This is a genomic window from Mucilaginibacter sp., from assembly GCF_039207105.1.
Taxonomy (GTDB): domain Bacteria; phylum Bacteroidota; class Bacteroidia; order Sphingobacteriales; family Sphingobacteriaceae; genus Mucilaginibacter.
In genome coordinates this window covers 23,764-37,022 of sequence record NZ_JBCECK010000048.1, presented here as the reverse complement: position 1 = coordinate 37,022, position 13,259 = coordinate 23,764, and the positions used below count along the sequence as shown (strand labels likewise).

Here is a 13,259-nt window from a genome sequence, read left to right as displayed (position 1 = left end):
AACAAACCAAAGGAGATTGCCTGATAGTATAATGGTAGTACGACGGTTTTTGGTACCGTTTGTCTAGGTTCGAATCCTGGTCGGGCAACAAGAAAAATTTCGGATTTCGTATTTTCAATTTCGGATTTAGATCTGATGGAAAATTGAAATCCGAAACTTGTTTATAGGGGTTTATAAATAAAAGATCAGCTTTAGGGTCTTAAAAACATCCGAAGTCAACGTCAGAAATCCGAATTAGAAAATGCCATTACAATTTAATCCCGTTAAGTTATTTGCAGGATCAGGCTCTAAGGAGCTCGCTAAAAAAATTGCTGATGCTTATGGCCGCGACCTGGGTGATGTAGTGCTCTCCCGTTTTAGTGATGGCGAGTTTCAGCCGCACTTTAATGAATCTGTAAGAGGATGCGATGTGTTCCTGATTCAAAGTACACATCAACCTACTGATAACCTGATGGAATTGCTGATGATGATTGATGCCGCACGCCGTGCATCATCACACTATGTAAGTGCCGTTATCCCGTATTTTGGATTGGCCCGTCAGGATAGGAAAGATAAACCCCGTGTGGCCATTAGTGCAAAGCTGGTAGCTAATTTATTGGTAGCAGCAGGGATTAACCGCATCATGACTATGGATCTGCACGCAGCGCAAATCCAGGGCTTTTTTGATATCCCGGTTGACCACTTAGATGCTTCTATCATTTTTGTGCCTTATATCAAAAGCCTGGGCCTGGAGAATTTAACCATCGCTTCGCCGGATATGGGTGGTTCGTACAGGGCACGCAGCTTCGCCAAGTTTTTTAATGCCGAAGTGGTGATATGCGATAAACGCCGTAAACGTGCCAATGAAATTGAAGCTATGACGCTAATTGGTGACGTTACCGATCAGGATATTGTTCTGATTGATGATATATGCGATACGGCAGGAACTTTGGCTAAAGCAGCCGGATTAATTATGGAGCGTGGCGCGCGCAGTGTACGCGCGGTTTGTACGCACCCGGTTTTATCAGGCAAGGCTTACGAAACTATTGAAAACTCTGCCCTGGCCGAGCTGATAGTTACGGATACTATACCTTTAAAACAAGAGAGTTCTAAAATAAAGGTATTATCAACTGCCGAACTGTTTGCAAAAGCTATAGGCAATGTAAATGAACATGGCTCAATAAGCCAGTTGTTTAAGATAGATTGAGTAAGGGGTCAATAGTCTATGGTCGATAGTCCATAGTAAGTAATGGCTCTATTATATTCATATTAATAAAGAAATTCATGGTCTATTGACTATCGACCATGGACTATAAGAATAATAAATAAAAACAAACAAATGAAATCAATTGCTATTAGCGGTTCTCCAAGAGAGAACGTAGGGAAAAGAGACGCTAAAGAACTGCGTTACCAGGGTCTGGTGCCTGCAGTGCTTTACGGTGGGCCAACTCAAACCCACTTTGCAGTGTCCGCAGCTGATTTGAGAGCCGTAGTTTACACTCCGGTTGTTCATTTCATCGATCTTGATGTTGCTGGTGTTAAATCACAAGCTATTATTAAAGATATTCAGTTTCACCCTTTAACTGAACAAATCATCCACATCGACTTTTTATTGTTAGACGAGAAAAAGCCGATCACTATCGAGATCCCGGTAAAATTAACCGGAACTTCTCCAGGTGTTAAAGTGGGTGGTAAATTAGTTCAAAAACTAAGGAAACTGCGTATCAAAGCATTACCTAAAGATCATTTAGATGCTATTGAAGTAAGTATTGAAGCTTTGGAAGTTGGTAAATCAGTAAAAGTAGGCGAAATTAAAATCGCTAACCTTACTATTACCAATGCCCAGGAAGATACTATCGTATCTGTAACTACTTCACGTGCATTACGTCAGGCTGAGCAGGAAGCTGCTTCAGGCAAAAAATAAGCCCACCTGATTTGAAAAAAAGCGCGCCGGACATTTGTCCGGCGCGCTTTTTTTTGACAAAAGATTTTTGGATCAAAGATCAAGGACTTTGGATTTTTTACCAATAAATACCATATCTTGAAAGTATTTTATTAATGTATTAATGCATAATTTTAGACAACTGAGAATTTGGATTGATTCGGTAGAATTGACAAAGGATATTTATCTGCTTACGCAGAAATTTTCTACTGAACATAGATTTGGTATTTCAAGTCAATTATATAGAGCCGCGGTTTCCATACCTTCTAATATCGCTGAGGGCTCAGCAAGAAAATCGGAAAAAGATTTCGGTCACTTCTTGTCCATGAGTTTGGGTTCTGCATTTGAGCTAGAAACACAACTGATCATTGCGGAGCAATGTGATTTGGCTACAGATGTTAATTATCAAAAATTACTTGTTCGGGTTCAGGCACTTCAAAAACAAATAAAGGCATTTTCCAATACTATCGCCTAATAATGTATGGTTATCAAAAAATCTTTGATCCATATATCTTTTCTCCTTGTTCCTTTTATCTTTGCTCCTCAACATGAAATATCTAATAGTAGGTTTAGGAAATATAGGTCCGGAATATGCGGATACCAGGCATAATATCGGGTTTATGATATTGGATGAATTGGCCAAACAAGAAGCGGCGAAGTTTCATAATATGCGCCTGGCCTACTATACCGAGGTATCATTTAAAGGTCGCGGTTTGCATCTGATTAAGCCAACTACTTATATGAACCTAAGTGGCAAAGCTTTAAACCACTGGATGCAGGAGCTAAAAATTCCTGTTGAAAATGTGTTGGTTTTGGTTGATGATATTGCCCTGCCGCTGGGTACCCTGCGCTTAAAACCCAAAGGCAGCGCCGCAGGCCATAACGGATTAAAACATATTGAAGCAACTCTTGGTCATAACAACTATGCCCGCCTGCGTTTTGGTGTTGGCGATAATTACCCCAAAGGCCGCCAGGTTGATTATGTATTGAGCGGCTTTGATGATGATGAAAAGCCAGAGCTCCCCGCTCTGATCGACCGTTCTATCGAGATGATCAAAAGCTTTACTACCATTGGTACCGAACTCACCATGACCCGCTATAATAAATAGGTAACACAAATTTCACATAAACTAACAGTTTAGTTAAAAAGTGTTAAATAATTTCCTGCCGGTGCAACAGTGCCGTATCTTGATGCGTCTTATCCACCAAATACCTTATGAAACAATTCTTACTGATCCTGCTATGCTGTTGTCTTTCAGCGTTTGGCTATGCCCAAACACAAAATGCGCCTCCTGCCATTACGGTCAGGGGGACGGTGATCGACTCGGCCCAAAATAAACCAATCGGGTACGTTACTGTAGCCCTTCAGGATGCTACTACCCATGCACCTGTAAAAAGCAGCCTCGCTAAAGACAACGGAACTTTTGAACTCAAAGCCCCCCAGGGCAAAACATACCAACTGGTTATTGCCTTTATAGGGTATGCTACCAAAGTTTTACCTATAAAACCCACCGGAAATGAATACGATGCCGGTAAAATTTTACTCTCCACTTCCAATAAAGAATTAAAAGAAGTAACTATAACCGCGGTAAAGCCGGTAATGAAACAGGAGGTTGACCGCCTTAGCTATGATGTAACAGCCGACCCGGAAAGTAAAGCCATATCTGCTTTGGATATGATGCGTAAAGTGCCGCTTTTATCAGTTGATGGCGACGATAAAATAAGGCTCAAAGGTAGCGGTAACTATAAAATATTGATTAACGGGAAAGAGTCGGCGCTGGTGGCTAAAAATCCGTCGGATGTGTTGAAAGCCATGCCAGCCACTAATATTGAAAAAATTGAAGTAATTACCACTCCGCCTGCCAAGTATGATGCTGAAGGTCTTACCGGTATCATCAACATCATCACCAAGAAAAATGCCGATCAGGGATATAACGGTAGTGTAAACGTGCGTTACAATACGGTTTGGGGGCCAGGCTACAACCTGAATGCCACGGTAAAACAGGGAAAATTCGGTTTATCGGGCTATGCCGGTTTTGGTACTCAGAAAGATGTAACGGCAGTAACGCATAATATGCAAACCCAGTTCGTCGATAAAACGTTATCAAGCATATTAAACCAGAACGGTACCAATACCTTTGGCGGCAAATACAAATATGCCAATGCCGAATTAAGTTATGAGATTGACAGTCTGGATTTGCTTACCGGTTCGTTTGAGATTTTTCAGGGGCATTTTGATCAGAATGGTCAGCTGCTATCAAACCGGACTAACAGCGTGGGAATACTTGATCAGTCGTACCACAATGTAGTAACTAACAATAGTAAGGATAAAGGTGCCGACGTTTCTATCAATTACCAGCGTAGCTTTAAAAATCATAAAGATGAGTTGCTTACCATGTCGTACAAATACAGCTACTCGCCAAGCGACCAGACCAACACCAATGGTTTTACCGATCGTTTTAATTATGATGCTACGGATAATCCCGATTTCAGGCAGCGCAATAATGCGGGTAACCGGGAGCATACCATTCAGCTTGATTACGTATACCCGCTAAAAAAAATAAACATTGAGGCAGGCGCAAAGGCTATCCTGCGTAATAACTTCAGCGATTTTGGACGTGATGATCTTGATCCGGTTACTAACCAATATGTAACTAATGAGGGCCAGACCAGTACTTTTGATTACCACCAGGATGTTACCAGCTTTTATAACTCGTACCAGATAAAATTAACCGGCTGGACAGCCAAAGGCGGCTTACGTATTGAGCATACCCAGATCAGAGCCGATTTTATGGGTACACCGCTTGATAGGGGATACAATAACCTGATCCCATCTATATCCATACAGCGCAGCTTAAAAAGCAGCAGCATTAATTTAGGTTTTACCCAGCGTATACAGCGCCCGGGTATATACCAGCTTAATCCGTTTATTGATCGTTCAAATCCTAAATTTATCAATACAGGTAACCCAGATCTGCGCCCCGAGCTGAATAATACCTTTGAACTTACCTACAGCAATTTCAAAAAGGCATCGGTTACCGTGGGTTTGAGTTACGCATTCTCTAACAATTCTATTCAAACTATAAGCAGTTTGCGCGATACGGTAACTTATACCACTTTCCAAAATTTGGGAAGTAACCGAACTTTGGGGTTCAATATCAATACGAATTTTTCTATCATCAAACCGCTTACTTTGAGTTTAAACGGGCAAATTTCGCACATTTGGTTAAAAGGTACTTATAATAACGCGTTCTACAAAAATGACGGATACATAGGCAACGCGTTTGCAAGTTTTACCTACAAACTAGGCGATACCTACAGGTTTGGCTACAATGCCGGTTTCTTTAGTGGCGATGTTAACTTACAGGGGAAAACAAGCAATTTTATATATAACTCATACAGTGTAGCAAAAGATCTGTTCAATAAGAAGTTTACAGTAACCTTGGTGGCCAACAACCCATATAGTAAGTACAGGGCTTATACCAATTCATCTCGCACATCAGATTTTATTCAAAGTACCAGTACCGATAACCCGTACCGCCATTTTGCCATCAGGCTTAACTATAAGTTTGGTAAGCTGAACGGAGATATTAAAAAGAGCCAGCGCAGTATCAATAATGATGACGCGAAAAGCGGTAAAAGTAGCGGAGGAAGCAATAATTAATTATTGACCAAAGATTGCCGTAGTAGTTTAATTATTTTACCGGATAACAACCAAGTTTAAACAGTTCATTGATAAATTAGCGGCATGAAGGTTTACGGAATTACCAACTGCAATACAGTTAAAAAAGCCCTTGATTGGTTAAAAGAAAACAAGGTTGATTATAATTTTCAGGATTTTAAAAAGCTGGGCGTGAGCACCGAAAAGCTGCAGGAGTGGCAAGGCAAGGCCGGTTACGAAAAGTTTATGAATAAACAAGGCCTCACCTGGAAACAACTTGACCCACAGGTTAAAGAAAGTGTTAAAACAGCCGACGATGCACTTGCCCTGTTACAGCAAAAAACAAGCATGATCAAAAGACCAGTTATTGAGGATGGGGATTTCTTGTTTTTTGGTTTTGATGAAAAAGTTTATGCCGATCATTTTTTAAAGAAATAAAAGCTCCTATCTATGAAAGAGCTTCTTAAAGAGATATCAAGGTTAGCCATTCCTAAAGATAGGTGGAACCTGCTAACTGAAGAACAGATCAAAAATAAATGGTTGGGTAATTCGCCTGCTTCAGTTGAGGAAATTAATTTTGCCGAACAAAGGTTGGGTGTAACACTACCTGATGACTATAAAGAGTTTCTTTTAATTGCGAATGGGTTTTCTGCTCCAAACGATGTTGAACCCGGATTTGAATCGGTTGATAAAATAGATTTTTTAGAAAATATCGATCCTTTTTTGGTTGAAGTATGGAATGAGGCGAAATTAGAAGAGAGTATCGACTTAGCCCGTAGTATATTGATTGCCGGGATAAATCAAGAACAATATTTCTTACTCATTCCCCCAATGGTAAAGGAATCAGCGTGGAGATATTGGAAATTTGCAAATTGGATTCCAGGAGTCAATTTATCTGCTGATTTAATAAGCTACTTTAGAGAGGTGCTTGAATTTATGAAAAACGTGTCGTAAATATACTTTGACAAACCGTAATCTATTTAAATCGACTTGAAACATAGATATTAAAGAGATTGATTCAATAATTAATATTCCCGTAACAATCGTTTTACCAAGAACATTCAGGAGCGTTTTTTGTAGTATAATTGCCTTATATATTATACAAACTACAACTGAAAATGAATTTAAAACTGATGGCCGGTTTCGGCATGGCCTTTATGTTGGCCATAGGTGTGAGTGAAGCACAACAAATAACCCAAGGCTCCGACTACAACTACCATGAAACTTTTGGCCCTTTGTTTTACACTAAAAATGGAGCAGAATACCGTGCGGCAAGCGGCGAACCGGGCCCAAAATACTGGCAAAACCGGGCCGATTATCAACTGGCTGCAAAACTGAACGACCAAACCAATGAAATTACCGGATCAGAAGTTTTAACTTATACCAATAATAGTCCTCAAAACCTGGGTTTTTTATGGATGAACCTGGAGCAAAATCTTTTCAAGCTCGATTCTCGCGGTACAGCCATTGTGCCGCCTTCAGGCAGTCGTAACTGGGGGCGCGGCGAAGCGTTTGACGCGGGCTACAAAATAAAGTCAGTAAAATACGCGGATCTGAAAGGCGAATTTACCGATGCCAAATTCCTGATCAATGATACCCGCATGCAAGTGTTTTTACCTAAAGAGGTGACAGCCAATGGCGGGCAGGTGAAATTAAAAATCGAGTACTCATTTATTCCACCAAATTACGGGTCGGACAGGATGGGCTATCTGGAAACCAAAAACGGCAAAGTTTACACCATAGCCCAATGGTATCCACGCATGTGTGTATATGATGATGTAATGGGCTGGAATACCATTCCATACACCGGTCCGGGTGAGTTTTACCTGGAGTACGGCGATTTTGACCTGAGCATCACCGCTCCGGCTAATCATATCGTAGTAGCATCGGGCGAGTTACTGAACCCTCAGGACGTATATACCCCTGAACAGCAAAAACGCTGGGCCGAAGCCGCTCAAAGTGAAAAAACAGTAATGATCCGAACAGCATCGGAGGTTAAAGATCCAAAATCGCGCCCAGCCGGTAAAACCGAACTCACCTGGCACTTCAAAATAAAGAATGCCCGCGATGCTTCATGGGCATCATCGGCCGCGTTTATTGTTGATGCTGCCAAAATGGATCTGCCAAGCGGTAAAAAATCAATGGCTATATCAGCTTATCCGGTAGAGAGTGATGGTAATAGCGCTTGGGGACGCTCAACTGAGTACGTAAAAAAATCAATTGAGTATAACTCAGAAAAATGGTTTGAGTTTCCTTATCCGGCAGCAACTGCCGTAGCCGGTATAGTGGGAGGCATGGAGTACCCTGGTATTGTTTTCTGTGGATATAAATCGCAAAGAGAAAAATTATGGGGTGTAAATGACCATGAATTTGGCCACACCTGGTTCCCGATGATCGTTGGCTCAAATGAGCGTTTATACGGTTGGATGGACGAAGGTTTTAATACATTTATCAATACGCTTTCAACCGCTAATTTCAATAACGGAGAGTATAAAAACAATAAGGCTATTGATATGCACAGCACCGGAGCCTTTTTTACCAGGCCCGATCTGGAACCGGTAATGAGCCAGCCTAATAACCTTAAAGAAAAAAATACCGGAACTTTATTGTACTCAAAACCAAGTGCCGGCTTAGTATTGCTGCGCGAGCAGATATTAGGCCCTGAGCGTTTTGATTTCGCGTTCAAAACGTATATTAAAAGATGGGCATTTAAACATCCTACGCCTGACGACTTTTTCCGCACCATAGAAAACGCATCAGGCGAAAGCTTACAATGGTTCTGGAGAGGCTGGTTTATGAACGACTGGCGCCTGGATGTTGCCGTTAGCAATGTAACCTATGTGGATGGTGATGCTTCAAAAGGCGCGCTGATCACCCTGGATAACCTGGGCAAAATGGCCATGCCTGTTATATTGGAAGTAAAAACAAAAAGCGGTAAAACCGACAGGATCAAATTACCGGTTGAAATTTGGGAGCGCTACAGCTCGTGGACATTTAAGTACCCATCAACTGAAGAAATTGAATCGGTTACCTATGATCCCGATAAAGTATTGCCCGATTATAACCCCGATAATAACGTTTGGAAAAACTAAAACAAAAGAACCCGGTGAATGCCGGGTTTTTTGTTTAATAATGATGTTATCAAAATACGCTATTGTGAGTTGCAGAGCGGATGAGTCGCCTGCGCTTTATTCCCGTAAAAACGCTATCGCCTTATCACAAAATTCCTTTAACGAAGCTGGTAGTGTATCACCTGCATAAGGGTGCGATCCACTGAAGGTATGATCGGCACCGGGGAAAATTATAAACCTGGCATTGGGCTGAGCCTCATTAAGCTCTTGTGCGTGAGCTATGGGTACGGTAGGGTCAGCATCGCCGTGAGTTAGCAGCCAGGGTTGTTTTACGGCAGCCGCCATTAGCGGTATATTCAGGCGTAGCGGATTATTGTCTAAATCATCAAGCAGGCTTGATTTAATGGGCATTTGCTGGTTAGTGCGAGAATTGTGCATATAAATAATGCCTTGTAAGCGCCATTGTACCTCGCTTTGTTTTGGCCACAGGTTGCGGAAACCAGAGATAGAGGCCATAGTCACCAGTTTTTTAATACGACTATCTTCAGCTGCTTTGATGATGCTGATACCGCCGCCCATGCTATGCCCTATTAAAAACACGCCATTGGCCATCGCCATGCCCGAACCACTGCAGGCAAAATCAATAATGGTATCCAGATCTTCCAGCTCGATAGAAAAAGTATTATCGCTAAAAGCGGTAAGGTCCGCAAAATCAAGTGGACTATCAGGTGTGGTACCATTATGCGAAAAATTAAACTTCAGGTATCTGAAACCGTGCTGTGCAAAATAATTAGCTACCAAATGGTGCGTACCCCAGTCCTTAAACCCTTTAAAGCCATGCGCAAATATGATCAATGGGGCGTTTTTAAGCGCGTCGTCATACGTTACATCAATTAGCATGGGCCGGCCTTTAGCGCCGGGTAGGGTATAATTATCTTTACGGATCATAGAGCGAAAAGTACAGCTTTTTGTTGTTTGGTTCAACAGATGCTTGTCACATTATGATTGACAGTTGATCATTACATTTTGAAGGTTACCTGCTGCCTCAGCCGCATCCATAGCCTCCTCCAGTTGTTCCATCTTAAATATTTTAGGTTCTATGACATCAATAGGCAGCTGACTGCTTTTAATAAGTTCCAGCATTTTGCGAATAGCATCTTTAGGATACATAAAATTTCCGAGAATAGACAGGCTATTGATCATCATATATGTATAAGGGATTGGCAGATCAACGGCCATGCTGCCCATGATCACTAAACGACCGCCGGGCATGAGACTAAGCAGTGCAGCTAATGTTGAATTTGGGTCTTGAGCATTACCAACCATGTCAAACGCCATATCAATACCTCCTCCGGCTGCCTCACGAATAGACTGTGCATCATCCTGAACGTTTCCTTTCAGAACCACGGGAATCACCCGGTTTCCGGCTTTGGCAGCTACTTTTGCTAATGCTGATTGATCACGACCGGTGATCACGATTTTAGCAGCACCCATTGCTACCGTTAAAAACACAGCGCAGGTTCCAAAAGAGCCCGTAGCGCCGTTGATAACCAACGTTTCACCTGCCGCCAGCTGTCCTTTCAATAATCCACCGTAAGGAACGGCAAACTTTGTGACGGCTGAAAGCTGAGCATCGGTATACTTTTCAAGGCCATCTAAAGGCGTAAGGGATTCTACTGGAGCCAAAACATACGTAGCAAGTGTACCATTGGTCCAATCTAACTGCGCGGATAAGGCAGCATCGCCGTTTTTAGTAATACCTAATAGTATGGTCATAGGACTTTTTACATTATCACGGGCAATAATTTGAGAAGAGAGAGCTACACGCTGGCCAGGTTTGAGGTGCCACACATCTTGTCCAACTTCTTCAACATAGCCAATGGCATTACTACCTATGGTAAACTCCTGCGGAGGCGGATTATAAACCGCGAGTTTTCCGTCTCTATAAGCTTTCAGGTAGGGTACTATCGAGGAAACTGAAACCCTGACCAGCACGCTGCCTGCACGCACTTGCGGAACGGGTGCTTCTTTTAGTTCGAGTTTGCCTCCCAGTTTTTCCAGACGCCAGGCTTTCATTTGCTTTTCCATATTCAAATAATTTATGTTAAAACAAAGATCGCCACGATCGGGGGAGGTCAGTGAGCGCGATTCAAAGCTAAAAATACCAAATTCAAAGAATTACTTCCGAAATGCCAGGGGCGTTTGCCCGGTGTGTTTCTTAAAGAACGCAGTAAAATGATTGGGGTAATCGAAACCCAAACTAAACGCGATGTCGGCAACCGGCCAATCTGAATATTTTAAAAGTGCTTTGCTTTCTGAGATCATCCGTTCAGAAATATGGTGGCTGGTTGATTTGCCGGTCACCTCCTGAATAACTGCATTGAGATGATTGGTATGTACGGCAAGCGCGCTGGCAAATTCTGCAGGTTTATGCATCTGCAAAGGAGCTTTTGGAGTGGTTATCGGATATTGTTTTTCCAGCAGATTAAAAAATAAGGTAACCAATCGCGTTGATGCATTTTGTTGTGCCCGCGGAGCGGCAACTGTCTGTAATTTTTGGCCCTTATGGATCAGTAAGTTGATAAGGCTCTTAATATTTTCATTTTTATAAAGATAGTCCGATGCAAACTCAGTAATAATCTGGTCAAAAAGAAAGCGCATGGTTGTCAGTTGCTCACCTTCAGGAAAACAAATCAAAGGATTATTAGCATCAAATACAGGTGAGTCATGTAATGTAGAAGATCCTGTAAAATGATTAATAAATTCTGCTGTAAAAATACACCAATAGCCTGCGCGGTTTTCTACTGATGGAATAAAACGATATGCAATAAGAGGATGCAGGAATATCAAAGCATGACTATCAATACGAACAGCGCAATTGCCATATTCCAGTGTTCCGGAATTTTCTACGAGCCAAATCTTGAAAAAATCCCGTCTCGCTGGCGATAGATTGTTATCAATCTTGCTAAGCTGGTATTTCTCTGCTCTGAAAGATCCCTGAAGATTCATGATCATTACCATGTTTGAAGCTGATAAGTACTAAAAACAAAGGTAAATAAATCCCACTACACCTTCTTCCCGTTAAAAGTAATATTATAAAGATCGGTACGGCGGTCTTTCAGGTTTTGTACGCTGCCATATTCATGCAGTTCGTCGAGCAAGGAAAGGTCAACATCGGCAATCACGATCATTTCGGAGTTGGGTGTAGCTTCTGACTGGATACCGTTGGTCGGAAAACCAAAGTCTGAAGGAGTAAATACTGCCGACTGTGCATAGCTGATACCCATGTTATTAACATTGGGCAAATTACCTACACAGCCTGCAATAGCCACATAGCATTCGTTTTCCACAGCGCGGGCCTGGGCACAAAATTTAACCCGGTTATAACCGTTCTGCGTATCAGTTAAAAAGGGGACAAATAATATCTGCATATCCTGGCTGGCCAGTATGCGCGATAGTTCCGGGAACTCTACATCATAGCAGATCAGGATGCCGATTTTACCGGCATCGGTTTCAAACACCCGTAGCTCATCGCCACCACGAATACCCCAGGAGCTGATCTCGGATGGGGTAGGGTGTATCTTATAAACCTCCTCCATGCTGCCGTTGCGCTTAAACAAGTATGATACATTATATAATGAATCTTCAAAAATAGTAGGCATGCTGCCCGCTATTATATTTACGTTGTATGATACCGCCAGTTTTGAAAACTCTTCAATAATGGGCTGAGTGTACTTGGCCAGCTCGCGCATGGCTTTGGCAGTATCCAGGTGGTTATAATCGGCCATGAGCGGTGTATTAAACAGCTCGGGGAATAAGATAAAATCTGACTGGTAATCGCTCACCGCGTCAACAAAGTACTCGGCATGCTTCATCAGTTCGCTAATGTTATTATAGGTACGCATCTGCCATTGTACCAGGCCAATGCGTACTACTGTTTTGTGATTAATTACGGATGATACCTCTTCGTAATAAACATTGTTCCACTCAATCAGCGTAGCAAAACCTTTTGACCGGCTATCTTCAGGTAAATAGTTACGCAGCACTTTGCGCACGTGAAAATCATTAGCCAGCTGAAAAGATAGGGTTGGGTCGTATATCTCCTTATATTTTACCTTGTCTATATATTGTCGTGGCGTAAGATCGTTCTGGTATTTCTGGTAATTAGGTATGCGGCCGCCGGCTATGATACTTTTCAGGTTCAGCTTTTCACAAAGGGCCTTACGGGCTTCGTAAAGGCGGCGGGCCAGGCGCAGGCCCCGGTAGTTAGGGTGTATAAAAATATCAATACCGTATAAAACGTCACCTTTGTCATTATGGGTTTTAAAGGTGCTGTCGCCGGTAATTTGCTTGTAGGTGTGGTTGTCGCCATATTTTTGATAGTCAACAATAATAGCCAGGGCGCAACCTACTACAGTATCATTAACGGTAATACAGATCTGCCCCTCCGGAAAAAGCTTAATGAGTTTTTTGATCGAGTTGGCATCCCAATAGTCCTCGTCCATATCCATATAGGCCGATTTCATTGATTTTTTTAGTTCCTGGTAATCCTGGACTTCCAGGTTACGCATTTCAACACTTTGCAGATCCATATTTTAATGATGTA

General features: G+C 42.1%; 12 protein-coding genes and 1 tRNA gene. 9 read left to right on the top strand and 4 right to left on the bottom strand.

Annotated features, from left to right (window positions below):
• Nucleotides 1–17 precede the first annotated feature (17 nt).
• The 9 genes from AAGC65_RS12015 (at nucleotide 18) to AAGC65_RS11975 (ending at nucleotide 8,674) form a co-directional block, all read left to right on the top strand.
• Nucleotides 18–88, top strand: a tRNA-Gln gene (locus AAGC65_RS12015).
• Nucleotides 89–241: 153 nt separating this feature from the next.
• On the top strand, nucleotides 242–1,186 hold the full coding sequence (locus tag AAGC65_RS12010; protein ID WP_343112692.1) for a ribose-phosphate pyrophosphokinase: 945 nt from the start codon (nucleotides 242–244) through the stop codon (nucleotides 1,184–1,186).
• 132 nt (nucleotides 1,187–1,318) lie between these two features.
• Nucleotides 1,319–1,903, top strand: a complete 585-nt coding sequence (locus tag AAGC65_RS12005; RefSeq protein ID WP_343112691.1) for a 50S ribosomal protein L25/general stress protein Ctc — start codon at nucleotides 1,319–1,321, stop codon at nucleotides 1,901–1,903.
• Between the two features lie 142 nt (nucleotides 1,904–2,045).
• Nucleotides 2,046–2,396 carry a four helix bundle protein gene (locus tag AAGC65_RS12000; protein WP_343112690.1) on the top strand — a complete coding sequence of 117 codons (351 nt, stop codon included), beginning with the start codon at nucleotides 2,046–2,048 and terminating at the stop codon, nucleotides 2,394–2,396.
• A 73-nt stretch (nucleotides 2,397–2,469) separates the two neighbouring features.
• Nucleotides 2,470–3,030 (top strand): aminoacyl-tRNA hydrolase, encoded by a 561-nt coding sequence (pth, locus tag AAGC65_RS11995; protein WP_343112689.1) that lies wholly within the window; start codon nucleotides 2,470–2,472, stop codon nucleotides 3,028–3,030.
• 107 nt (nucleotides 3,031–3,137) lie between these two features.
• A complete protein-coding gene (locus AAGC65_RS11990) occupies nucleotides 3,138–5,585 on the top strand; it encodes an outer membrane beta-barrel protein (protein WP_343112688.1) in 2,448 nt (815 codons plus the stop codon).
• Between the two features lie 84 nt (nucleotides 5,586–5,669).
• Nucleotides 5,670–6,020 carry a Spx/MgsR family RNA polymerase-binding regulatory protein gene (locus AAGC65_RS11985; protein WP_343112687.1) on the top strand — a complete coding sequence of 117 codons (351 nt, stop codon included), beginning with the start codon at nucleotides 5,670–5,672 and terminating at the stop codon, nucleotides 6,018–6,020.
• 12 nt (nucleotides 6,021–6,032) lie between these two features.
• Nucleotides 6,033–6,536 (top strand): SMI1/KNR4 family protein, encoded by a 504-nt coding sequence (locus tag AAGC65_RS11980; RefSeq protein ID WP_343112686.1) that lies wholly within the window; start codon nucleotides 6,033–6,035, stop codon nucleotides 6,534–6,536.
• Between the two features lie 164 nt (nucleotides 6,537–6,700).
• A complete protein-coding gene (locus AAGC65_RS11975; RefSeq protein WP_343112685.1) occupies nucleotides 6,701–8,674 on the top strand; it encodes a M1 family metallopeptidase in 1,974 nt (657 codons plus the stop codon).
• Between the two features lie 96 nt (nucleotides 8,675–8,770).
• Here the strand turns inward: AAGC65_RS11975 and AAGC65_RS11970 are convergent, their stop codons facing one another.
• The 4 genes from AAGC65_RS11970 to AAGC65_RS11955 all read right to left on the bottom strand — a co-directional run bounded on the left by AAGC65_RS11970 (nucleotide 8,771) and on the right by AAGC65_RS11955 (nucleotide 13,245).
• The gene (locus AAGC65_RS11970) at nucleotides 8,771–9,601 is read right to left on the bottom strand and encodes an alpha/beta fold hydrolase (RefSeq protein WP_343112684.1); all 831 of its coding nucleotides are present in this window, start codon (nucleotides 9,599–9,601) and stop codon (nucleotides 8,771–8,773) included.
• A 51-nt stretch (nucleotides 9,602–9,652) separates the two neighbouring features.
• Nucleotides 9,653–10,741, bottom strand: coding sequence for a medium chain dehydrogenase/reductase family protein (locus AAGC65_RS11965; protein WP_343112683.1), 1,089 nt, complete (start codon nucleotides 10,739–10,741; stop codon nucleotides 9,653–9,655).
• A gap of 90 nt (nucleotides 10,742–10,831) precedes the next feature.
• On the bottom strand, nucleotides 10,832–11,668 hold the full coding sequence (locus AAGC65_RS11960; RefSeq protein WP_343112682.1) for a helix-turn-helix domain-containing protein: 837 nt from the start codon (nucleotides 11,666–11,668) through the stop codon (nucleotides 10,832–10,834).
• Nucleotides 11,669–11,718: 50 nt separating this feature from the next.
• The gene (locus tag AAGC65_RS11955; protein ID WP_343112681.1) at nucleotides 11,719–13,245 is read right to left on the bottom strand and encodes a bifunctional GNAT family N-acetyltransferase/carbon-nitrogen hydrolase family protein; all 1,527 of its coding nucleotides are present in this window, start codon (nucleotides 13,243–13,245) and stop codon (nucleotides 11,719–11,721) included.
• Between the last annotated feature and the right edge of the window lie 14 nt (nucleotides 13,246–13,259).